Source organism: Tateyamaria pelophila (assembly GCF_019966495.1).
GTDB classification, from domain to species: Bacteria; Pseudomonadota; Alphaproteobacteria; order Rhodobacterales; family Rhodobacteraceae; genus Tateyamaria; species Tateyamaria pelophila.
On record NZ_JAIMIA010000014.1, the window covers coordinates 1 to 22,932 of the forward strand.

Annotated in this window: 19 protein-coding genes; 4 read left to right on the forward strand and 15 right to left on the reverse strand. The window is 58.7% G+C overall.

The genetic code is table 11. The features are described 5' to 3' along the window. On the reverse strand, positions 1-290 hold a 290-nt coding region (locus tag LC354_RS06810), incomplete at its 3' end, for a transposase (protein ID WP_223422300.1). Positions 291-410: 120 nt separating this feature from the next. Beyond that, complete coding sequence (locus LC354_RS06815; RefSeq protein WP_223422302.1) at positions 411-932, reverse strand: cyclic nucleotide-binding domain-containing protein; 522 nt, start codon at positions 930-932, stop codon at positions 411-413. Between the two features lie 633 nt (positions 933-1,565). On the opposite strand from LC354_RS06815, the gene LC354_RS06820 reads away from it, so the two are divergent. Beyond that, positions 1,566-1,952: a YidH family protein gene (locus tag LC354_RS06820; RefSeq protein WP_223422304.1), complete on the forward strand. Its 387-nt coding sequence runs from the start codon at positions 1,566-1,568 to the stop codon at positions 1,950-1,952. A gap of 248 nt (positions 1,953-2,200) precedes the next feature. Here LC354_RS06820 and LC354_RS06825 read toward each other — a convergent pair whose 3' ends face one another. Both LC354_RS06825 and LC354_RS06830 read right to left on the reverse strand, forming a co-directional pair. Further along, entirely contained in the window at positions 2,201-2,821 is a 621-nt protein-coding gene (locus LC354_RS06825; protein ID WP_223422306.1) for a cytochrome b/b6 domain-containing protein, read from the reverse strand. Continuing rightward, on the reverse strand, positions 2,821-3,129 hold the full coding sequence (locus LC354_RS06830; RefSeq protein ID WP_223422308.1) for a PepSY domain-containing protein: 309 nt from the start codon (positions 3,127-3,129) through the stop codon (positions 2,821-2,823). Before LC354_RS06830 ends, LC354_RS06825 begins: the two co-directional genes overlap by 1 nt. A 128-nt stretch (positions 3,130-3,257) precedes the next feature. On the opposite strand from LC354_RS06830, the gene LC354_RS06835 reads away from it, so the two are divergent. From LC354_RS06835 to LC354_RS06845, 3 genes are read left to right on the forward strand one after another with little or no spacing between them, the layout of a single operon-like run. Beyond that, positions 3,258-3,557 carry a PepSY domain-containing protein gene (locus LC354_RS06835; protein ID WP_223422310.1) on the forward strand — a complete coding sequence of 100 codons (300 nt, stop codon included), beginning with the start codon at positions 3,258-3,260 and terminating at the stop codon, positions 3,555-3,557. Position 3,558: 1 nt separating this feature from the next. Then, positions 3,559-4,218 carry a response regulator transcription factor gene (locus tag LC354_RS06840; protein WP_223422312.1) on the forward strand — a complete coding sequence of 220 codons (660 nt, stop codon included), beginning with the start codon at positions 3,559-3,561 and terminating at the stop codon, positions 4,216-4,218. An 8-nt stretch (positions 4,219-4,226) separates the two neighbouring features. After that, a complete protein-coding gene (locus LC354_RS06845; protein ID WP_223422314.1) occupies positions 4,227-5,534 on the forward strand; it encodes a sensor histidine kinase in 1,308 nt (435 codons plus the stop codon). A 285-nt stretch (positions 5,535-5,819) separates the two neighbouring features. On the opposite strand, the gene LC354_RS06850 is transcribed toward LC354_RS06845, so the two are convergent. The 11 genes from LC354_RS06850 to LC354_RS06900 form a co-directional block, all read right to left on the reverse strand. After that, positions 5,820-7,610 (reverse strand): adenylate/guanylate cyclase domain-containing protein, encoded by a 1,791-nt coding sequence (locus LC354_RS06850; RefSeq protein WP_223422316.1) that lies wholly within the window; start codon positions 7,608-7,610, stop codon positions 5,820-5,822. A 56-nt stretch (positions 7,611-7,666) separates the two neighbouring features. Then, positions 7,667-8,272: a glutathione S-transferase family protein gene (locus tag LC354_RS06855; RefSeq protein ID WP_223422318.1), complete on the reverse strand. Its 606-nt coding sequence runs from the start codon at positions 8,270-8,272 to the stop codon at positions 7,667-7,669. Positions 8,273-8,416: 144 nt separating this feature from the next. Further along, the gene (locus LC354_RS06860; RefSeq protein ID WP_223422319.1) at positions 8,417-9,292 is read right to left on the reverse strand and encodes an isocitrate lyase/PEP mutase family protein; all 876 of its coding nucleotides are present in this window, start codon (positions 9,290-9,292) and stop codon (positions 8,417-8,419) included. Positions 9,293-9,296: 4 nt separating this feature from the next. Then, the gene (locus tag LC354_RS06865; protein WP_223422321.1) at positions 9,297-10,571 is read right to left on the reverse strand and encodes a TRAP transporter large permease; all 1,275 of its coding nucleotides are present in this window, start codon (positions 10,569-10,571) and stop codon (positions 9,297-9,299) included. Next, entirely contained in the window at positions 10,568-11,065 is a 498-nt protein-coding gene (locus LC354_RS06870; RefSeq protein WP_223422323.1) for a TRAP transporter small permease, read from the reverse strand. Before LC354_RS06870 ends, LC354_RS06865 begins: the two co-directional genes overlap by 4 nt. A 59-nt stretch (positions 11,066-11,124) precedes the next feature. Then, positions 11,125-12,117 (reverse strand): TRAP transporter substrate-binding protein, encoded by a 993-nt coding sequence (locus LC354_RS06875; protein ID WP_223422325.1) that lies wholly within the window; start codon positions 12,115-12,117, stop codon positions 11,125-11,127. A 503-nt stretch (positions 12,118-12,620) separates the two neighbouring features. Next, positions 12,621-14,015: an alpha/beta fold hydrolase gene (locus LC354_RS06880; RefSeq protein ID WP_223422327.1), complete on the reverse strand. Its 1,395-nt coding sequence runs from the start codon at positions 14,013-14,015 to the stop codon at positions 12,621-12,623. 142 nt (positions 14,016-14,157) lie between these two features. Further along, the gene (locus tag LC354_RS06885) at positions 14,158-19,686 is read right to left on the reverse strand and encodes an AAA family ATPase (RefSeq protein WP_223422329.1); all 5,529 of its coding nucleotides are present in this window, start codon (positions 19,684-19,686) and stop codon (positions 14,158-14,160) included. Positions 19,687-19,689: 3 nt separating this feature from the next. Further along, on the reverse strand, positions 19,690-21,012 hold the full coding sequence (locus LC354_RS06890) for a tryptophan 7-halogenase (protein WP_223422331.1): 1,323 nt from the start codon (positions 21,010-21,012) through the stop codon (positions 19,690-19,692). Beyond that, complete coding sequence (locus LC354_RS06895) at positions 21,009-22,280, reverse strand: NAD(P)/FAD-dependent oxidoreductase (protein ID WP_223422332.1); 1,272 nt, start codon at positions 22,278-22,280, stop codon at positions 21,009-21,011. The genes LC354_RS06890 and LC354_RS06895 overlap by 4 nt, the downstream gene beginning before the upstream one ends. A gap of 34 nt (positions 22,281-22,314) precedes the next feature. Continuing rightward, a complete protein-coding gene (locus LC354_RS06900) occupies positions 22,315-22,926 on the reverse strand; it encodes a hypothetical protein (protein WP_223422334.1) in 612 nt (203 codons plus the stop codon). Positions 22,927-22,932 lie beyond the last annotated feature (6 nt).

The following is a 22,932-nucleotide window of genomic DNA, read 5'->3' on the forward strand; positions in this document are numbered from 1 at the left end:
CCACGCTCCAGTGATTGTGGGTAGAACGCCTCGCCGTCATGCCCAGCGGTCTTGGGAATCTGAACCGTCACGGTGCCAGCGGGCGTGTCGATCCGCTTCGGCTTGGTGCCGTTGGCATAGCCATGCCGCCCAGGCGTACGCTCATAATGCCCGGCCCCAAGAAAACGCTCGCGCTCGATCCGCATCGCGAGTTCAAACGCCCGGGCGAACACGCTCGCGATGTCGTTCGGGCCTTGTTCGATCAACTGTTCCAAGATGGCCTCAACGCCTGTATCCTTCTGTCTGTCCATTTTCGGTTCTCCATGGTTGGTTTTGCAATTCCATGGAATACCAGAGTGGATCCCCTCTGCCGGGGCACGCCTCGGCAGGGGCTCTCAGCGCAATCTCCAACTAAATTTCCAGACGTCAGGTTACAGTACCGCCGGATTCGCCGAGAGGACCGTAAGTTCACCAATCAGATCGCCTTTCCTGCAATACCCGACGATATTGTCATTCACGGTGATTTCGACTTCACCATCCGCGATATAGACGAGTTGCGTCACTGGCTCTCCGGCCTTGGTAAGTTCGGTACCTGGCGCCGCTCGCTCCCAGCATCCGTTTCTAAGGATTTTTCTCTTGAGCGTGTTGCTGAGGCCCGGGAACGCGCTGTGAACAAAGGAGGATTCCAGATTGTCGAACTTATGGAACCTATTCTGTGAGTAGGTGACGGCCAGTTGGACGATGTTCACGATCACCAGAAGGCTTTCCCAAAAGACACCAACGGGATCCTTTAACCAAATCAGGTCATAGGCGATGGCGACAAATGCAGACAGAATAACAAGGACACGCAAAACCCACATCACACGCATGACCATCGAGATTACAAGCAACAGATAGGACAGATGGCCAACCAAGGCGCCCGCGGACAGGGCGGAGTCCAAAGTAAGCTCCATAAACGGCTCCTCCAAATGCAAATGAAACCGAGAATGGATGCAGGTGTTGCCTTAGGCAAGCTCTTTGGGTGAACGATTGCACCCGGTCAGCTGCGCAATGCTCCAACGCGCCACAACGATGCGGATCCGCGTGCTTGACCAAGTGGCGAAGGATCCGAATGTCTCGGCCCGATACTGGAACTGATCCATCCGGTTGTTTCAGAAAAATACATCTGGCAAGACGCGTTAACGTTTACAGAAACGGCAGAAGCCCGGCACGTCCTACGGAATTTGAACTGGCAGCCCCGAGATATACCAAGTCCAGCTGAAAGCTTCTTCAACAGGCCATGCAAAGGCCACTTCAAAGCCTTCACCGTCTCTGCTTGATCCGCCGGGACACTGATATCCATCCTGCCTGTACGAAGCTGACGCAGAATTGTGGGGCCCGCCCGCGTTGTCCCGCAGGAACTTCGACATCAGGCATCTGCCCCGGTCGGAACCTGTCATGGAGCGTCCCTGTTATGTTGCTCAGATGCTAATGGTTCATCGCACGCTTCGCCTGCCGAAGATGATCCCGACAGGTTTTGGGGGCTGCGAGTGCATAAGCCCGTTAAAACGGTTATATCGACATGAAAACAAGTCTGGAAAGATGAAATGACGAAAACTGATTTGCCAGATGATCCTGATTCAACCGAAATGGCCGATGCGCGCACCGCCTGGGCCGAAGACCGCACTGTTCTGGCAAACGAACGCACATTTGCCGGGTGGATGAGAACCGGCATGGCGTGCGTCGCGCTCGCGTTGGGGCTGAAAGCTGTATTTCAGGATACGGAATATCCTTACGTTGCGAAGGCAGCGGCGGAAATCTTTATTCTCGTGGCGGTCCTCATCTTTTGGGCGGCGGTCAGGAAATGTCATAAGGCAAATGACCGGATGCGTGACCACGACGTCGAAGCGACGTCAAACCAGCAAATGCTCTTGCTGGCCAGCATCCTGACCTTCGGCGCTGTTGTGACGGGCGTTATTTTGTGGCTGCTCTGACGACAAGAGTTTGGTCATGAGCCGCTGGCGTCGACCCACATTGTGGGCAATGCCTTGCAAAAGAGTTTCGTCAACCTGCCCACCGTGAAGGACCGAAACATCATCTTCGTCTTAAGGATGCCCGCACGAATTTTCGCCATATCCAGCGCATTGGCCTCGCGCGGTCCCAGTGTGAGCCTTCGACAAAGCCGGGATACTGGTCCGATCGATTGAGATCGCCGGGCCCGGTGGGACAGGCCCGGCACATATTATTCGCCGATGCGCTTGCGCCCTGTCAGCATTGAGCGCACGAGGTTTTCATGATGTACCATGCTGGCCACGACAACTCCCGCAACGTGTAGTACGATCAACAAAAGGGTGGCGTTGACGGCGATCTCGTGGATCTCTTCAAAGGCTTCGCCTGTCTCGCCGTCACCGTAATCCTCGTCCTCCATCGCCCATGCGGGCAGGCTCTGGGCCGTGACGAGACCAGCCAGAGGACCTTCGCCGTCTTCGACGGCCAGGGTGGCCATACCCGACAGCGCCGTCAGGGCGAGTGCAAGCAGCAGCGCCACGGTCATGGCACCGCCTGCCGGGCTATGGCCGATATGGCGCTTGGCCCGACCGGTAACGAGGCCGCGCAAATAGGCGATCACCTGCCCCGGCCCGGTGACAAAATCAGAAAACCGGGCGGAACGCGGACCGACAAACCCCCAGGCAAGTCGCAGGACGACCACCACTGCGATGATGTAGCCGGCGTAGCTGTGCAGCCATTGCGGTTCACCTTCGGTCAGGTAGGCGATGGCAAACCCCGCCACCAGAGCCCAATGGGCGATGCGGATCAGGGGATCCCAGACCCGCACCGTGCCTGTGTCAGCAGGCTTGGCCATCAATCGTCATCCCGCTCGCTGCGGTCATCATCGTCATCCCGATAGGGCAACACAGCGCCCGTGACCGGGTTCAGGTAAGCCTCGACGCGCATCCCGGCGGCGTCGATCATTTCCACCTCATAGCGGTCGCGTTCCAGTTCGATTTCACGGATGGTATAGCCTTTGCCTTTCAGCATTGTGGCGATCTCGGCAATGCTCATCGGTGCCTGTGTCGGTGCGGCACTGTCTTGTTGCTGCGCGGTCGCGCCCAGGGTGAACAGGCCGACGACCGTTGCCAGCGATGTGGTGAAGAGGATGGTGCGTTTCATATCGTATCTCCGTTTTGCAAGGCAGCCCCCTTGGCCGCCGATGTCCCCTTTTGCACGGCACCGCCTGACACCAGCCTGATCACCGCTGTCAGCTTGCTGTCAGGACGGCTGCGGTAGATACTGCCTCCATGATATGCCGTGCTCTCATCCTTACAGCCCTGTTGACCGGTCCTGCGCTGGCTGATCGCGACGACCAGGACCGCGCACACCGCGCGTTGGAAGCCGGCGAAATCTTGCCGCTGTCACAAATTCTTGCCGTCGCCGGAACCGTGCGCCCGGGCCGCGTGATCGAAGTGGAATTGGAGCGCGAAGATGGCCGCTGGGTCTACGAACTGGAACTCGTGACGCCCGAGGGAGTGCTCTACGAGATGGAGATCGACGCGGCCACGGCAACCGTGTTGGACCTGGAGCGGGAGGAGGACGACTGAGATGCGCGCGCTGGCCGTCGAAGACGATACCCGCATCGCTGCCGACATCGTGGGCGCGCTGACGGGCGCCGGATTTCGGGTTGAGGTAACAGGGGACGGCGAGGATGCGTGGTTTCTTGGCGATACGGAGGACTACGACCTTGTCGTGCTGGACCTTGGCCTGCCGGGGCTGGACGGACTGGCCGTACTCAAGCGATGGCGCGCGAACGGACGCGCCATGCCTGTGCTGGTGCTGACCGCGCGCGGCACCTGGCAGGAACGGGTAGAAGGGATCGAGGCGGGTGCCGACGACTACTTGCCCAAGCCTTTCCGCATGGAGGAACTGGTGGCGCGCGCCCGTGCACTGGTACGCCGCGCGGGTGGCCACGCGGGGGCATTGCAAGAAGCGGGCGATCTGAGCCTCGACACCAACCGGATGGGCGTGGCGGTGCGCGGCACCCCGGTGCATGTCACTGCGCTGGAGTACCGCCTTCTGGCCTACCTGATGCAACATCTGGACCGTCCCGTACCGCCCAGCGAATTGCTTGAACACCTGTACGGTGATGACGATGCCCGCGAAGCCAACGCATTGGAGGCGGTGATCGCAAGGCTGCGCCGCAAGCTCGGGCAGGGCGTGATCGGCACGCGGCGCGGCTTCGGCTATTTCCTCGAGACGGCATGAGCCTGCGCATGCGCCTCGCACTGGCCGGGGCCATCGCGATCCTCGCCGCACTCGGACTGGCGGCCTTCGGGTTGTCGCAACTCTTCGGTGGGCATGTGGAACGCCGTGCGGTGGCGGAGATGAGCGTGCAACTCGACCAGGTGCTGGCCGGGCTGGAGCGGGGCGAGGACGGTCTGACACTGGCCCGCCCGCCCGCAGACCCCCGGTTCCGGCAGCCCTATGGCGGGCTCTACTGGCAGATCGAGGGAGCTGATGGCATGCAGCGGTCCCGCTCCTTGTGGGACAGCGCGTTGGACCTTCCGGTGGATGACCTCGGCGACGGGGGGATTCACGTGCACCGGCTGATCGGGCCCCAAGGGGCGACGCTGTTGGTTCTGGAGCGCTCCGTCATGCTGACAGCGCGCTTGGGGGGTGGGCCCGCACGCGTTGCGGTGGGTATGGAGGCGGCGGAACTCGATGCCGCGCGACGCGCCTTCATAGCCGATCTCGCACCCTATCTGGGTTTGTTGGCTCTGGTGCTGACCGGAGCGGGTTGGGCGCAGCTCTGGATCGGCCTGCGGCCGTTGCAAGGCCTCGGCGCTCGGATTTCTGCTCTGCGCTCGGGGCAGGCAGAACGGGTCGGCACAGACTGGCCCGTCGAACTGCGTCCGGTCGCGGGCGAGATCGACGCGCTGCTGACGGCACGCGAGGCAGAAACCGACCGCGCCCGCGCCCGGGCGGCCGACCTGGCCCATGGCCTGAAGACCCCGCTGCAGGCCCTGATGGGCGAGGCCGCACGCTTGCGCGCGGCCGGCGCCGACCAGCAGGCGGATGGGATCGAGGACACCGCCCGCGCCATGCGCCGCATTGTGGATCGTGAATTGGCCCGCGCCCGCACTGCCGCCCGTGCCAGCGATGTCAGCGCCGATGTAGGTCAGGTGGCTGAGCGGCTGCTCGCGGTGCTCCGGCGCACCCCCGATGGAGATCGGCTGGACTGGCGCATCGACATCCCGCAGGGGATGCGTGTGGCTCTGGACCCCGCTGACCTCTCCGAGGCGCTTGGTGCGCTGGCCGAGAACGCCGCCCGTCACGCCATATCCTGCGTCACGGTGTCGGCGCGGGCGCAAGAGGCGCGGACCTTGCTGAGCATAACGGATGACGGCCCCGGCATCCCCGCCGACCGCCGCGCAGCCCTGATCGCCCGCCACGGGCGCGCCGATGAAACCGGCACCGGCCTCGGCCTTGCCATCGCCGCCGAGATTGCCGAGGCCGCCGGCGGGAAGCTGACCCTCTCCGACGCCGCCCCTGGCCTGACTGTAACGCTCGTGCTGCCATGACGGCGGGGACGTCAACGCACAACGGTTTAGACGCTGTTGCGAACCGGACGCATGGCGTTCGGCGGCGCGGGATCAAATGCAGGCTCCATTGCCAAGATGCGGATGCCTGACAAAGGTCTGGAATGGTGGGCCGCCCCGAGGTGGTACGCGTCGATAACCCTGACATGAACGATTTTCCACATCAATAGATGCGGTGCACCGATCGAAAGATCGTACCAGGCAACAAGCGGACATTTCCCGAAAAACGGCGTAGACCGCAATTCGGCCTCCTGTTTCCAACCCTTGTCAGGGCAGAATACCCGCCTTGGAAAGCCCCGATCTGATGCGTTCAATATCGGAGGCTCTGCTATATCTGAATTTCGACAAGCGATCCTCAGTATCGAAATCCGGGTTCAGATTCCGAAGATCCGCCCAAACCCTGCGCGCGTCTTCGTACTGCCCCAAAAGACCAAAAGTCGCCGCAAGCATTGCACGGCCGACATCGGTGTCCTTGGCGTAGCTCAGTCTTTGTGTGAACATCAGCTTTGCATTCTCGAGATTGCCAAGAAACAAATGGGCCAGCCCAAGATAGTGCAAAGTCTGATGCGTGTTTGTCGGGTCCAGCCGGTTCGCTTGCTCAAGATCGCTGATCGCATCTTCGGGGCGCCCCAATCCCACGAGGATCGAACCGCGGGTGAAATAATATTCAGCCTGACCCGGATTCAACTCGATGGCATGTGTGACCTGCGACAGGGCGACGTCTCTTTCCCCCTGCCATTGGCGCACGATCGCCAAGGATTGATAGCCATCGGGTTCGTTCGGGCTCAGTTTTACCGACGTCAACGCGGCAGCTTCCGCCCGCTCCAACTCATGGCCTTCACCATCTTGGAAGCTGGCGTTCAGATGGCTCAAGACGCGAAAAATTGCCAACAGCGCGAATGGTTTGGCATAGTTCGGGTCGTAGCCAGTTGCTTTGTCGAGCCATTCCACCCCGATGCGAAACTGCTCGGGCGTGAGGTCAGGCATGGATGAAAGGAAGCGCGCCCTCAAATAGGCGTCATGTGCCGCAACATTCGAGGTCTGGTGCATCCCGCTGCCGGGTTGCTCGATCCGGGCGGAAAACTGACGCCCCATCGCGTCGACAATCTGCCGCGCCACCTCGTCCTGCACTTCGAAGATGTCGTTCAGTTCACGGTCAAACCGTTCAGACCAAAGCGATGTCCGCGATGCGATTTCCACCAGTTGCACGGTGATACGCACGCGGTTTCCCGACTGCCGCACGCTGCCTTCCATAACCGTTTCGACATTCAGGTGGCGACCCGCAGAGAAAATATCGACGTCTTTTCCCTTGAAGCCAAAGCTTGCATTCCGCGTCGCGACCTTCAGACCGTTGAGCTTTGACAGATCCGTAATGATATCCTCGGTGATCCCATCCGCAAAATAGTCCTGATCGGCGCTGCCTGACCGGTTGTCAAACGGCAGAATGGCGATAGAGGCTGTGGCCGCCTGAACGGCCCGAGGGCCTTGCGGGGCAGCATTGTCAGGTGGCGCGTGCGCGTGGGGCCGCCATTTATAGAGGCTCACCTTCCCATCGAGATTCTTGAGCGCGGTATCACCGGCATATTCAAAGGTCGCCTCCAACCGGTTCTGGATGCTTTCCTTGACGAGCGAAGAGATACAAATGCCGCCCGGATCCGCCAACGGTTCAAGCCGCGCGGCTGTAATGACGCCGTTTCCAAAGACATCATTTCCTTCAAAAATGACATCGCCAAGGTGAATTCCAATGCGCAACAGAATCTGTTTTTCTGCCGGGCATGTCGCGGCCTTCGCATTCGTTATGTTTTGAATGTCCAACGCACAGGCGACCGCGTCCAGAACGCTGGCAAACTCGATCAGCGCACCGTCGCCCATATATTTCACGATCCGTCCACTATAGGCCGCGACAGCAGGCGTCAAATCATCTTCCTGATGGGATTTGAGGGCCTGCAATGTGCCCAATTCATCGCTGGACATCATGCGGGAATAGCCCACCACATCGGTGGCCATGATCGCGGCAAGCCGACGCTGTTGAAAGCTTGTGACCGTGGCATCGTCCATGGGGAGAACTATGCACCCCCGGAGATGATTGTCACGCCCGGTGCGCTCCAACAAGCTCAGTTATACCGACCTTTCAAGACCGGCAGGCGAGAGACGGCTGAGACGGCGCGCTTCAGTGATTTGAACGGATCAAACACGGCTGCGGGAATGTCATCGATCATCCCGCTGCCAATCCATCTGTCCAAGACGAAAAGCTTGATATCGGCGACGCCCGGTTTGTCCCCTGAAAGAAACGGGCCTGTTGAGAACTGTTCCTCGATGCCTCTGCCCCAATGCGGAATGTATTCCTTTGCGATGCGCTGCCGGACGTCCGATTTTTCGACCGGGTCGCGCATGCTCAGCGTCGGTGACACCTTGTGGCGCAGGTCTTCAACGGCATCCATGACCACATCCGTTTTAGCCGCTGCTAACGGATCGGTGGGATAGAGATCAAACATCAGACCAATGTAGCGCAAGGCCGCGTTTGTCTGAGCGATCTTGTGTTGGTTGTTGATCTCCAGCACAGGCAAGGATGGAAATGGATGGTTTGTCTTCAGAGCCGGATAATCGGGGCGCTTGATCCTGACATCTTCGAAGGGTGCACCTGCGATTGTCAGGGCCAGCCGAAGTTCTTCGCCCCGGCTCCCTGCAACATCGAAATAAGTAACCTTGAAGGTGTCCAAGGGATCTGATCCTCCGAAACTCGAAATACAGCATGAGTTTATGCTGCTACGTTATCTACAAATCTACGTATCAGGAACGATCTCCCGCGCGTTTGTTTGGCAATATGACGGTCACGTGGCACGCCCTTTGCCGGATGTATGGCGTCAAGTGCGCTTGGAGGACCCATAGCGTTCGGATGCCTCGTAATAGTCGTCAAATCCAATACGCTGGCGCAGTTCGGAGAAATCCATCTGGTTCGGGCGCGCGTCGTCTCGCATCGCGCGCAGCGTCGTCACCATGGCCTGCATTGCCGAGGCCATCAGCGACAAAGGATAGGCCGCGATGGAATAGCCGATATCGTGCAGCGCAGCGTTGGGTAAGTCCGGCGTCGCGCCGCCTTCCACGATGTTGGCCATTTTCGGACCCGGCAGGTTGGCGCAAACCTCGCGCATTTCAGCCTCGGTTTGTGGAGCCTCAACAAAAAGAATATCGGCTCCAAGCTCTGCAAATTTTGCGGCGCGATCAATGGCTTCGGATAACCCGTGTTCATGGCGCGCATCGGTGCGGGCGAGGATCAGGATGTCGCCCCCCTGTGCGCGCAGCGCCTCGCGCTCATCCACGGCAGCGCGGATGCGGTCAAACGCTTCGTCTCGGGCCACAACGGCTTTGCCCGGTGTGTGTCCGCAGCGTTTCGGTGCAACCTGATCTTCGATCATCACAGATGCGCAACCTGCCTTGGCGAAACCCGCAACCGTCCGGCGCACGTTCATGGCATTGCCATAGCCGGTGTCACCATCCGCGATCAGGGGGATCGTGACAGCATCGGTGATGTTGCGGGCCTGATCGACGACTTCGCCATAGCTCATCAACCCCAGATCGGGCGCACCAATGCGGCTGGCAGAGGCTGCAAAGCCCGACATGAACGTCAACGCATAGCCCTCTTGCTGGATCAACCGCGCGGAGAGCGCATCAAAGCAACACGGCATGATGTTGCAGTTATCTTGCGCCAGCAAATCGCGCAGCGTTTTAGTGTGGTTCATGATTTCACCATTTGAATGGAATATAGAGAGCAAGGTCCGGGAAAGCGTAGAGAATACCCACCGTCACGAGCATCAACCCAAGGAATGGCCAAACACCCCGCGCCACGTTTCCGAGTGATGTGCGGGCAACGGATTGGATGACGTACAGGTTCAACCCGACCGGCGGCGTGATCAATGCGCATTCGACCATGATCACCATGTAGATCCCAAACCAGATCGGATCAAAGCCAAGACCCAATGCGGCCGGCAAAAGAACAGGTGTCATGATCAGGATCATCGACAGCGCCTCGAACACCAGCCCCATCAACAAGAGCACCACAGACACCACGATGATGAACATGATCGGCCCGTCGATGGTTTGGGCGAGAAACGCCGAAATGTCCTGCGGGATACGGTAAAGTGCTATGGCCTTTCCGAAAACTTTGGCCCCGGCCACGATCAGAAGGATCGCTGCGGTGGTGATCGCGGATTCACGAATGGCCTCCCAAAAGGTTGCCCATGTCAGGGTCCGAAGCCAGAACGCAACGATGCAGAGCGCCGCCGCAGAGCCGATCGCGGCCGCTTCGGTCGGGGTGAATGCACCGGAATACAGACCGACGATGACAAGAGTGGCCAGCGCCACCGAAGGCAGCGCCCGCTTTGACGCGGTCATGCGCTCTTGCCAGGTGGCCTTGGGAATGTCTTCGAAATTGCCGGACAGTTTGGCGTGCAGCATCGCAAAAATGATGAACAGCGTCACCAGAACAAGACCCGGCCCAATCCCGGCAAGAAACAATGCGATCACCGATTGTTCGGTGACAAAGCCATAGACGATCATCGGGATCGACGGCGGGATCAGAATGCCCAGCGTACCTCCCGCCGCAAGCAGCCCATACACGAAACGCTTCTCGTACCCACGGTTGATCATCTCGGGGATGGCAACGGTGCCAATGGTGGCCGCGGTCGCCACCGACGATCCGGAAATCGCGGCAAAAAGCGCACAACTGATGATCGTCGCGACGGCAAGGCCCCCGGGCCAATGACCGACCCAGGCCTGCACCGCAGCAAAGAGATCGCGCCCCACCCCGCCTTTGAGCAGCAGGTTCGACATCAAGAGAAACAGTGGCACCGCCAGCAGGATAAACCCGTTCAGGGTCGACAGGATCGATTGCGGGGCCATGAGAGGGGAAAAGCCGCCCAATATGAGCATGCCAAGCCCCATGCCCCCAAGCGCAAAAGCCACAGGTACGCCCAGAAGCAATACAATGAACAGAACCGCGAGGATCAGGATAATGGTCATTCGTGTGTTGCCCCCAGACTGGCGCTGTCGGCGTCTTTCAGACGCAACAGTTCGACCACGCCTTGCAGCGCAAGTAGCCCAAAGCCGATGGGCACCGATGCTTCTGAAATCCAGATCGGCATATTCATGAGCGACCCGGTTGTGCGCCCCCGCTCGAAACTGGTGTAGAAAATATCAAAGCCCCAAACGGCCACGATCGCCGAGAACACGATCACCACAACCAAGGCGATATAGGCGCAGATGCGTTGTCCGGTATCGGGCAAGAGAGATGTCACCGCATTCACCGTGATATGCCGCCGCAGCGTCAGCAAGTGCGCCATCGCCAGAAGACAGCCCCAAACCAGGCAAAGCTGGCTGAGTTCGGCCGCCCAGATGGTCGGTTTGATAAAGAAATACCGTGCGATGACCTCATAGGTCAGCATGGCACCGGTCGCGGCCATCAACACTGCGCCAATGACGCAGGCCAGATGGGAAATGCGGCTTATCAAGGACATATGCACATTGAACGGACGGCCCGAAGACCGCCCGTTTCCAAAGGGTTTGAGAAAAGCGTTTACGAGCCGGAGTTCACGCCAAGTGCGTCAAAAATCTTCTGACCCGCTTCGCCTGTGGCTTCGAGATAGTTGTCGTAAACGGGCTGCGTGACGGCCTGCCATGCGGCCAGTTCTTCGTCCGACAACTCGACAATGGTCATGCCGTTCTCTTCAGCCGCCGCATAGGCGTCGGCTTCGATCTGGCTCATCCGGTCGCGCACGTCGTCTTGGGCGACCTTGGCCGCATCCCGAATATGGCCCTGGATTTCAGCGTCCAGACTGTCCCACCACTCCGTGTTGACCACGACGATAAATTCGATATCCGCGTGATTTGTCTTGGTGATGGTGTCCATCACTTCCCAAAGTTTGCGGGACTTCACACCCGAAACCCCGGTCATGCCGACATCCACGGTGCCACGCTGGTAGGCAAGGTACTGTTCAGATCCCGAAATCAGCGTTGGTGCGCCACCCGCGGCACTCACGAAATCGCCGAGCGTTTTGCCAAAGACACGGACTTTCTTGCCTTCCAGGTCAGCAGGCGTCCGGATCGGTTCTTCTTGCGACAACAAGATCGCGCCACCATAGGCCTGCCAGTACAGCACCTGACCACCGGTCTTGGCGATTTCCGCTTCCAGCACGTCCCGGACGGTTGAACCTTCGGCGACAGCCGCGCGCACCTTTTCTTCGGTGTTAAACAGAAATGGCATGTAGAACACGTCAACCACCGGCGCATCACCCACGTACCGCGTCAGCGACGCAACGCCCGCTTCGATCGATCCGGACCCAACGGCCGCAGGCACTTCGCTGTCTTTGTAAAGCGTGGCACTGTCGTAAATCTCGACGTCAATTGCGCCACCCGTGCGCTCTTCGACTTCTTTCTCGAACAGCACCAGATTCTCACCCAGATGGCTCGTCAGCGGAAGCTGTAGCGAAATCCGCATCTTTTCTTGCGCCAACGCAGCAGTTCCCAAAACCGACAGACACGCCGCAGCGACGAGGGTTTCCCTAAACATTTTCATCCTCCCATTTTTCGTAGTAGGCGGATCATAGCCAGAGTTGTTGAATTGACAACTGTTCCCAAGCCGAGTGCGTACGTTTCAGTCCGCTTTACAATTAAAGCCGATGACGTGATCAGATGAGCCGGTGCGGCAGCGCGGCTTTCGCAGATCGGTCATCGACACTGTGTCCAATTTTTTCGGATGAAACCCGGTCTGCGGCCAAACAGTCCGATTTGAAAAGAGAACGGATGTTTGGCACATCGTGATGTCTGAGCAATGGACGACGCGGTAGACAAATGAACAGTTCCGGCGAGAAGATCGGCCCCGGCATCAATCGCGCGACGCCGAAGCTGCTGGTCTGTCCGCAAGCGCTCCGGTACAACCGAAGACTGCTGCTGGGTTGCTTTTGACATGTGCCATCATGACTGCATCAGGCCGTTCTCGATGGTAACGGCCAGCGTTTCGTCCGAACAGCGATGCACAAGTGCAAACGACGCCTTGGCGTTGGTCTTACGCTCTCAACTGTCATGCTCCTTCAAAAAGGCGTGGACCTCTTCGAAAAATCGGTCGAAAGAGGGCGTCCCTTCGACGAGCGCATGATTGTTTCCCTTCAGGGCAACGAAGCGGGCGTCCGGGATCAATGCGGCAAGCCTACGCCCCTCTTCCAATGGCACCCGCCTGTCACCCTCAGAGTGCAAGACCAGGGTTGGAACGCGCAGCCGTCTTGCAAGCTCCGTGGTATCGACCAAGGCGTTCATTCTGTTGATGCGCGCCAGGTTATCCGGTCCAACCGACACGCGTTGCAATTCGTCGAAACCGGACTTTTGCGCCGACGTGGCGTCCGGGATGAATCCGGCCGTAAAGAATTGACGATAGACAGGATTTTTTGAACCCCAGCCTTCCGTGATCATCGTCTGTGACGCTTCGAACAGTTTTTCCTGTTCACGGGAACTCCGGTTGAGCGCGCCTCTGGCAAATCCACCAAGCAGCACGAGACACCGTACCTTTTCCGGATGTTCGACCGCATAGCGGATGGAGAACGAACACCCCTGAGACACCCCGAACAAGGCAAAGTGCTCCAGTTTGGCGGCTTCGACCACCGTGGCCATGTCAGAGACCATCGCCGCCTCGGAGATGTCCTCGACCTCCCAGTCGGACAATCCGCCGCCGCGCTGATCAAACCGGACCAATTCATGGTTCTTGGCTAATCCGGCCAGAAACGGGCCCCAGACAGCACTGCGCCATTCATATTCGATATGATTGAGCCAATTTGGTGCCTTCAGAAGCGGCGGACCTTCTCCGACACGGGCATAGGCAATCTGGACACCGTCCGGGGCAATGCAGAATTGCACTCTTTGATTGAGCGGCGTTTCGACAACATCGACATCCCCGAAATCCGTATCAGGGGTCCACTGCCAAACCAGTACCGGGCGCGTGATGTTCTTGACCCGCTGTGAGCCAAGGTTCTTGAACGGCTCGTCCAGGCTGTCTTCGACCAAGTGATAGATGACATCCGATACGCAAACTCCGCCAGGCTCGGACATGCTCTCCAGTCGGGAGGCGACATTCACCGCACCTCCGAAAACGTCACCTTCGTCGAAAACAACATCCCCGACGTTTATGCCAACGCGGTACCTGATGCGGGTCTCTTCCGTGCTTTCGCGCTCGCGCCGGACCATGCCCCGTTGAATGTCGATTGCGGCGCGAACAGCGTCTGTTGCGCTGGGGAACACGACGAGCAGACCATCACCGGTGGTCTTGATGATGGCGCCGCGATTTCGTTCGATCTCGGGATCGATCAACTCCCGGCGATGCGCCTTTTGACGCGAGATGGTGCCGCTTTGATCAGCTTCCATCAGTCTGCTGTAGCCAACCATGTCTGTGGCAAGTATTGCTGCAAGTCGGCGTTCCATCGTCGCTCCCTTTTCTGGACGTTCGTTCAAAAGATGCAGCAACGCCAATACCCACCAGCGCTCTCAAATCGCCCGGGAAACGACAAAACTACCCGGCGGCAAACGCCCCGGATCGCGGCACGCAGACAGCCAGCGCGCCGGACTAAGCCATCATGCGCTTCAGCAGGCGGCTCATCTCTGCCGGGACGGATGTGAAGCGAACGGAAAAGGCCTTTTCCGGCGCCGGATCATCCACCACTTTACCGTAGATGCCTATTCCGGTGTCGTCGCCATCGTCATCTTTCAGCATTAGTTCCACGTCGGTGAACGGATCCGGTACCAACGTGCCCTGAATCTGTGCCCCTTGTGGCGAAAGCCGGATCATTGTGCCTTGATGTACGTCGTCCGTCACCTTCTTGTCGACGACGAGACGGAAGGAAACGGGAACTGAATCAGCAAGGTCCACCCATGCCAGATCCGGTTCTGCCAGCTCCAGATCATGCGCTCCCCCCATCGCCGTGACCTGAAACAGGCTGAGTGGCTCGGTCACCCCTTTGGGTTCGACCGAACCGATATCACGCACGGTCATGGGCGCGCTTATCGCGTTTACCGTCGACTCCGTGATTAGCACCTGTCCACCAACAGTATAACCCTCGACGCGGCTGGCCAGATTCACGTTACTTCCGACGATCCCGTATTTGGCCCGCTTTCTCGATCCGATGTTGCCTGCGACCACCTCACCTGTGTTGATACCGATCCCCATTTCAAGATCGGGCAACCCGTTGCGTCTGTTCCATTCGTTGACGCGCGGCATGGCCAGTTGCATTTCCAGCGCACAGGCCACGGCCCGTTCCGCATCGTCGGGGCGTTGGAACGGCACGCCGAATATCGTGAGAATGCCGTCACCGACGAAGGCGTCGATAGTGCCTTTGTACTTGTCGATGACCGTCGTCATCTCGCTGAGATAATTGTTCAGCAGTTTCACGATCGTTTCCGGGGGCAAATTGTCCGAGAATGTCATGAACCCGCGCAGATCAGACATGACCGCCGTGACGGTGGCCTTGCGCCCGCGAAAATCCAGTGCATCCGGGGACTTCAGCAACTGATCGACGATCTGGTCCGACATGTAACGGCCAAATGTCTGTTGGATGAACTCCGAATGCGTTTCGAGCTGCTCCGTGCGCTCGCGGACTTTCTCTTCGAGGTTCTCCACCAGTTCGGCATTCTGGATGGAAATCGCGATTTGACCGGAGAGCAGCGAAATCAGATGCGCCCGACCCGGCGTGAAGGCGGACGACGTCAGATCGTTTTCGAGATAGACAACCCCGACCAATACGCCCTGATTGATGATCGGTTGGCATAAAACCGAACGGGTTTCCCGGGACTGAATATAGGGGTCGACCAGAAAGCGTTCGTCATGATGGGCATCGTCGATCAAAACCATATTCGATGTGCGCGCCGCATAGTTGATGACGCGCTGTGGTACGAGGCGGGTTCCGTCGGGCGAGTCGAGAGGGATCGACATCATGACGTCCACCCTCTCTGAATTGACGTTGGCCTCCGCTTCGACCATCAGCGCGCCATTGCGCGCCAGCAGAAGGACACCGCGCTGGGCACCTGCATTTTCGATCAGGTTCGTCAGCAGACGTTCCAACAGACGGCTCAAATTGATCTCGCCGGATATGGTCTGGCCCGCCTTGATCAGTGTATCGATATCGAGCTGGGCTTCTCCTGAATTGGTGCGGCTACGCTGAATGGTGTTTCGTCTGAAGTCCGCCGCCGGTCTGGACACCGAGCGCACCTCACCAAACTCTGTCAGGAGTTGCGGGAACTCCATCTCGAGCTCCTCGTTCTTGCGGGTCGCGCCCCACATGCCATAGGCGTAATGGGCGCTGCGCAAATACATCCCGCCGATACGCGACTTGGGTCGGTTTTCCATGACGAAGCGCGCGGCCAATTCATTGGCGAGCGCCTCGTCCTGAATGAACCTGTGCTTGTGGGCTGCATCGATCGCCTGATCGTAGAGGTCTGACGCTTCAAGATCCTTTTCGGTGATCCGGGCCAGTTCGGCTTCGACGATCAAACGCTTGGCCAGATAGTTGTCCGGGCAGCTGGACGCCCATACCGTAAGACGCCCGATATTGGCGCGGATCTGCTCCAACGCTGCCGCATCCCGATCCGCGTCGCCGCTCGGGTAGAGCGCCGCCAGCGACAAGGACTGGTACAACCGATGATCCGCAAGGGTCGGATGGTTCGGAATGAAGTGGAGCATGCCCTCGACATCCTGGGTCAGATCCAGCGCTTCTTTTGGCCGCCCATACAGATATAGCGCTTGCGCCTTGAGCACCTTGTACAGGCAAGACGCCAAAGTCAGCTGTTGCTCTTCGCACGCCTGAAGAAACGTCGCTTCGTCGATCTCATCCGAGCGGAAATCAATGCTGGATTTCGTCCGGCCCGCGAGCGTCGACAACACGATCTTGTAGGCCCGGATCGCCGCCGACGCGCCAAGGTTCTGCGTTTCGTCAGTGAATTCAAGCCGCTCCTGAAGCCCCTCCAACACAGTTTCGATGCGGGTCCCTGAAAAGGTCTCAAGCAGGATCCGGTACATCGCAAGATACCCGACCCACAAAATTTCGCCCGAATCCAGACCTTCCTGGATACCGAGTTCAATAATCGGGAGTGCTTCGTCGATATGGCTGACCCAGGGCTTGAGCTCTGAACCGACCACCAGACATACGGTCGCGCTCGGGGCCTGTCCCTCGAACCGCTCGCAGAGTTTAAGGGCGAGATCTCCAAAGGCCGCACCTTCCTGGAACTTGTCCATGAAGGCCCCCATGATCAGGCCGATATTTGCGTAAGACAGCGCGGATTCCGGCGCGTTGCCGTATTCGAGCGACACCTTGACGGAGGTGCCGACGACAAGCGGAAAAAGTTCCTGGTTGGACAGGAAAGCGGCAATGGTCAGGTGGCGCAAACATCGTTGCGCAAGGACCATTTTGTCGTCGGTGATATTGGGCTCGTCGATCAGGCTTGTCGGGTTCCGTCCGCCCAGCAACTGCATGACCTCACCGATAATCTGCTGACCGGCCTGGCCGAGGTTCTCTCTGGGCAATGGCACCCCAACCAGCGAAAGCGCCATGTAGGCCGCGTCGATTGCAGCATCAAATTCAGCGAGGTGCGTATGTTGTGCGATGCGGGTAAAATAGACTTCCGCACGTTCAAGGTCCGTCCGCACATGGTCGAGCGTGACGGAGACGGTCTGTGCGCATGCGTCGTGATTTCCGCACAGATATTCAAGCATTGCGCGTTGACGGAATGCGTTCAGTGTCAGATCGTAATTATCGCACCAACCGTTATCGCCCAAGAGCTCCTGAGCGATCCGTACAAATGACAATGCAGCCTCATAGGCCGTAGCGCCCGACGCCTTGTGTGCGGCTGTCACGTTGAGCTGGGCCAACTCCAACTTCTCCTGATCGTCCTCGATCAGTGTCCGGCCCAGGTTCATGTGATCCACGATTTCAAAAACGCGCTCGCTTCGCGCTTCGGGCGACAACGTGGCCAACAGACTGCGCCCGATTGTGAGCTGAACGATGCGCTGGCTGTCCGGATCAATCAGGCTGTATGCGGCTTGCTGCACCCGGTCATGCTGGAACTGGAATTCTTTCACCAGTAACGGCGACAGAATGTCTTCGGCCTCGGATGTCGTGAATTCTGAAAGCGGTCTCAGCAGTTCCTCGTCGACGGCCTCGCGCAGACGTTCAAAGGTTTCCTGACGACCCAGATTCTGGATCAACGCCAAGGTATCAATATCGAAACGGTTGCCGATACAGGCCGCAATTCTGAGCGTTTCCTGTGCTTCGGGCGACAGCTTGCGCAAGCGCCGCAGCAGCAGATCCACGACGTTATCGGTGATACCGGCCGCGCGAATTGCCTTGAGATCCCACGCCCACGGCGCGCTGTCGATCTCGGTATCTGTTGATCGATAAATCAGACCTTCACGGTACAGGTCCATCAGAAACTGCCGCACGAACAGCGGGTTGCCTTGGGTCTTTTGCAAAACCAAGCGCGCCAATCCGGTGACTTCGGCGGAATCCGCGTGCAACGTATCGGAGAGGAGATTGGCAACGTCAGGAAGGCCAAGCGACTCCAGCTTCAAACTGTCCATCGACGTGCCGCCGCCGCGCAGATCCTTGAGCAACAGCCCCAGCGGGTGCATCGCATCAACTTCGTTGTCGCGATAGGCTCCGATCACCAGAAGCCGCTCGATGCTTTCGTCCGTCAGCACAACACGCAGCAGGTTCAGCGTCGCCGTATCCGCCCATTGCAGGTCGTCAAGGAAGATCACGATGACCCGGTTGTCCGCTGACAGGACATGCAACAATTGCACGATAACGCGATTGAACCGGTTGACTGCCTCGGTCGCGCCCAACTCGGGCACGGCCGACTGCGGTCCGATGACGAGCTCAAGTTCCGGAAGCACATCCAGAATGACCTGGGCGTTCGGGGACAGCGCAAGGTTCAGATCCCGCCGCCATGTCGCAAGGCTCGCATCGCTTTCGGTCAGCAACTGGCGCACCAGTTCGCGCAAAGCGGCAACCAGCCCGAGATAAGGTGTATTGCGTTGGAACTGGTCGAATTTTCCGCCGATGAAATACCCGCGCGCGCGGGTGATCGGCTTGTGCACTTCATGCACAAGAGCGGACTTGCCGATGCCCGACTGGCCTGCCAGCAACATCAACTCGGCCTTGCCCGTGCGTGTCCTCTCAAAGGCTTCCATCAGGCGTTGGACATCGCTCTCGCGCCCATAAAGACGCTCGGGCATATGGAACCGATGCGACCGGTCACGCAGACCCGGCTCAAAACGTTCCAGCCCGACACCAAGCCGGACGATTTCCAGATCGGCAATCAAGCCAGAGGCACTCTGGTACCGATGTTCCGCTTTTTTGGCCATCAGCTTGCTGAGGATTTTCGACAAGGCAAGCGGCACCGTCGGGTTGCGCCGGTGCACCGGAACGGGATCGCGCGCGATGTGGCAATGCACCAGTTCCATCATGTCGTCCGCCTCGAATGGCGGGCTGCCCGTCAGCATCTCGTAAAAGGTCGAGCCCAGCGAATAGAAATCAGTTCTGTAGTCCAGCGACCGGTTCATTCGCCCGGTCTGTTCCGGCGACATGTAGGACAGCGTGCCTTCCAGGACCGCCGGGCTTTTGAGCGACGGTTGCTCACGCGAAAAGCGGGACGCGATCCCGAAATCAATGATCTTGACCTCGCCCGTGGACGGGTTGATGACGATGTTCTGCGGACTGATATCCTTGTGGATGATGTTGGCCCGGTGCACCTTGTCCAACGCTTCTGCAATCTGGATACCGGTTTCGATGAACTCGTCGATTTCCAGGGACCGGTCCTTTAAGAGCCCGGCAATGGACATGCCGCCAAAATCCTCAAGGACCATGAACAGCGTTTTTTCATGTCGCCGCAGATCATGCCCGCGTACGACACCGGGCGCGTCAACCGCGCTGGTCACCTCGTATTCGCGCCGATACCGCGCCAATTCCTCGATTGTCGGAAAATCGTTCTTCAGAATCTTGAGAACAACGGGCATGCCATCAGATTCGCGTGTGGCCTTGACGACCATTGAATTGTCGCTCTCGTAAAGCCGCTCGACGAGACGAAAACCGGGAATGAAGGCCATATTCTATATTCCAACCGCCAGTGACGGAGCCTCAAAGTGGCCTTCGGGCTTTTCGTAAAAGCCTATACCGTGCCCGACCTGGGCAAAGTTCAACTCAGAGAAGTTACCAAAAGGCATATATATTTTAAGCAGGGGGTAGATGTCCCGCTGCCATTCATTTTCGTCTTCGTAGCTCGAAAGCGCAAGCCCCGGCAGGGCGCGGCCTGCTTCGATGAACGGCGTCATCTGATTAAGGTACTGGGCGACTTCGGGGATCTGGCGGGCGCGTTCCAGCCCTTGTTTGGCATGTCGCCAGAACGCAGTGTCCCACCGCGACCCGCAGGCATAGTGCCACGCGAGAAAGAGCGAATTACACAAGATGTAGGACCGCATCGTTTTGTTATAGAGCTCCAGTTCCGCCGGATTTGGGCGCGCATTGGGATCATGTCCTTCGATCCAGCGTTGTGCCGACCGAACTTGCAGGATGGATGCGCCGATCGACGTGGCCTCCAGGGGCTCCACAAAGGACGCCGCGTTTCCGATCCAGAACACCCGCCCGTCAAACAGGGAACGACGCAGGAAATTCGGAAAATCGAGCGCTCCGCGCGTCTGCCAATCGACAATGCCTTCGTCATCGAGGAATGCGTCAAAATCCGCAGCGACTTCTTCATCCGTGTTCAGGTCGGGATTGAAGAGATAGCCACATGACATCGAACCAGCCAAAGGGATTTGGAAAACCCAGCCATGCGCCCGTGCCACGGCCCGCGTCGCCCCGGACAGCCTGCCCTTGGGCAGCCCTCTGAGCAATGCACGGCCTGTGGGAATCCAATCCATTCGGATCAGCTCTGCGCCATCCTCGCCGCCCGAATTGGCATTGCGCGGGAAACCACGCGCATCGAACACATAGTCGAACGACCGCGTGCTGCCGTCTTCAAACGTGATCTCTGCCGTCTCGGGCATGCTGTCCAGCGCATCGACCCGTGCATCGATATACTCGGCCTGAACGTGCGGCGCGATCAGTTCCACGACACGCGCCGCGTTGAAGTGATATCCAATCAGACTGGTTGGCTGAAATCGATTTGTGAAGGGCACACCGTCCTCGCCCCACCCGTCAAACAAGGTCCCTTTTTTGAGCGTGGCTCCGCAATGTTCGGCGATGTCGTTGAACTCGAGGCCGGTAATCTCTCTGAGCCAGGCCGGAAAACGCGGTGTTGTCCCCTCGCCCACGCCAATCGTAGGGATGCGCGAGTCGAAAATGTGCACAAGCTCTGCATCGGGAAACTTCTTGCTGATGTGGGCCGCCGAGATGAAACCGGCTGTACCGCCGCCTAAAACCGCTATTTTCATGCAGCTACCCCTTTCATCAGGCTGTCTTCTGACCGCAGCAAATGTTGCACTTCCAGGATCGCACGCGCGATGTCCGGGCTGGAGGGCGCAGCGGCGTAGAGTTGTGCCAGTTGCGCGCTTTTGCGATGCACGGGCGTGCCATCCGTGTTCCGCCCCGTGACAAGGCGCCACGGCGCAGCATTCAAACGCGCGAGGTCTTGCTGGTACGCTGGCCCATCAAACGGACCGCTCCCCTGCGCATCCAGATGTTCGGCCAACAAGACGGCTCCGCGCGCCGCATTGGTCATCCCAAGCCCAAAATAGGGATCCAACGTGAGAACGCTATCCCCCAGCGCGGCAAGCCCACTTGGCCAGCCCAGCAGATCTTCCACATGCCGCAACCGATTTGTGGTACGACCGTAATGATGAATTGGCGTGACCGGGCGCGCGCCTTCCAGTGCGGCGCTCAGGCGACCATCGGCCAGGGGCGCCGTGAAGGCGCGAAATTCCACGTCGTTTTGTGGCATCACCTGACCCTTGCGGCCCAGCAGGACGACGTTCCAGAAATCCTCCTCTGCCCGCAGCATCATGGCAGCGCACCCGCCGTTTCCTTCGGGGGCGACGGTCAGGCACTGCCAGTCCGGTTGGCGACCGCCCGCAATGCGGAACCAGCGCGACGCATAGTTCCAAGGCGATGCAACGACGGTTTCAGGCCACGGCTCGGCGTCGCTCTGGCCCGTTTGATCGGCCAGCCAATGCGGCAACCGCGAGGCGGTGCCGCTGACATCAACCACCAGTTCAGCGCTCAACGTTGTACCTGAGGCCGTATGAACTCCCGCAACGTGATTGTCGCGGATGTCCAAACCCACAACTGGGCTGGCCTGAACAACTTGGGCCCGCGGATACCGCAGGAGTTCCTCATGCAAAACGTTTTCGAGCAATGTGCGCGAGCACGCATACATCGTGATACCCGACGCGCTGCGCGGCAACCAGCCGCCCGGCAAACGCATGGCGGCATCCTGCAACGCATCAAAGGGCAAAGCACCGTGCCGGAGGATCGATGGCCGCCAATCCGGCACGATCGCGTCGAATGCTTCGGCACCGGCCCCCATCAGCATGTGCAAGCAATGGCTCTGCGGAGCGCCCCGACGCGGTTGCGGACCAGCGACGGCAGCGCTTGGATAGGTTGCGCGTTCAAGAACGGTGACCTGCCAGTTACGGCTCGCCAGCGTGTGCGCCGCCAAAAGCCCTCCGGGGCCTCCTCCTATGACGATGGCATGGCAGTTCATTTCTTCGACTCTTTGGTGTCAGTTTTTCTCAAGCTTATTTCGAAGCAGCCTCTTCGACATTTTTCATGTGTGCTTTCTCCAGCGCCTGGAATTCTTCGGGAATATCCGCATAGGAAATTCGCGTGAATGTCTGGGCGATCACAGAGGAGAAATCAGACGCGGGCGTTGCGCTGTCCGCATGAACATTGGGCACATAGGGCCCAATGATGTGACGCTCGTTCGGATTGGAGAAATACTGGTTGTTGTAGTAGTTTCCGCCGGGCGACTTGCCTTCGGCCGGGAACTCAAGATGGAAAAGATAGGTGCCCGGCCGACTTTCGGACCCTTGCACCCGGATCGGACTATCCTTGCCCGACGCGCAAGCCTTGGGAAATTTGGGATCGATGTGCAAATCAAATGCGCGGGTCTGGATCACATCCGCCACCGGATAATGACCTTCGTGCTGCGCGACGATTGCATCGAGGTTCCCCATATCTTCCTGAAAATATCGAAGCACCTTGCCGGGCACCTTCCAGTAGATCGAGAGGATGCTTGGCCCGGTGAACTTGTACTCGCCCTTGCTGTCGTAAAGGATCGAATGACCTGTCCAAGCGCCCACCATAATGTCGTAAGGTGTCGCATAATCGAAAATTGTCGTGTCGGACATTGTCGT